Below are 600 nucleotides of genomic sequence, written 5' to 3' on the forward strand. Positions count from 1 at the left end.
TCGCCCGCATTGCTGAGCCCGGTGGCATAGGCAACGTCGCCAAACAGATCCACACGCTCGGTCAGGGCATAGCTACCGCCAAGACCAGCCCCAAGGGTCCAGGGTTCACGCTCCGTCGTCAGCGACGTGCCCGCCACCTCCACCTCACTGCCCGCGCCAAACTCATGGTACAGGTTCACAATGCCATAAAGGCCACTCTCCCCACGCTCCTGCGCCGCGACCTCAAGCCCAAGCCGCAGCTGCTGGCTGGTCGCATCGCTCAGCGCGACCGCCTCCTGGTGCGCCTCACTCGTGAAGTCACTGAACGTCACCGACGACAGGCTCAGCTGGGATTGCGGGGTCACCGTCAGCCGCGTGCCCAGATCAAGCTGCTGTCCGGCCTCCAGCGACAGCGCATAGCCCGTCCCGCTGTTGCCCTCCGTCAGGGTCCCAAGCCTGTCCGCGGTCAGATCGCTGGTGTAGGAGGTCAGCGTCACCTGCCCGTCAACATAGAACCGGCGCGCATCATACCACGTGGCGGCCAGCCCAAGGCCCAGGCCACTGGTCTCGATCGACCCGTCCCCCAGGTCAGAGCTGACATCCGTACTGCCCGTCCCGTAG

The 600-nt window shown here is 65.7% G+C and carries 1 protein-coding gene; it reads right to left on the bottom strand.

Annotated features, from left to right (window positions below):
- Positions 1–600: autotransporter outer membrane beta-barrel domain-containing protein (locus tag SLH47_RS26535; RefSeq protein WP_320244111.1), on the bottom strand; the 600-nt coding region annotated here is incomplete at both ends.

It is taken from the genome of Cognatiyoonia sp. IB215182 (genome assembly GCF_033963905.1).
Classification (GTDB): Bacteria; Pseudomonadota; Alphaproteobacteria; order Rhodobacterales; family Rhodobacteraceae; genus Yoonia.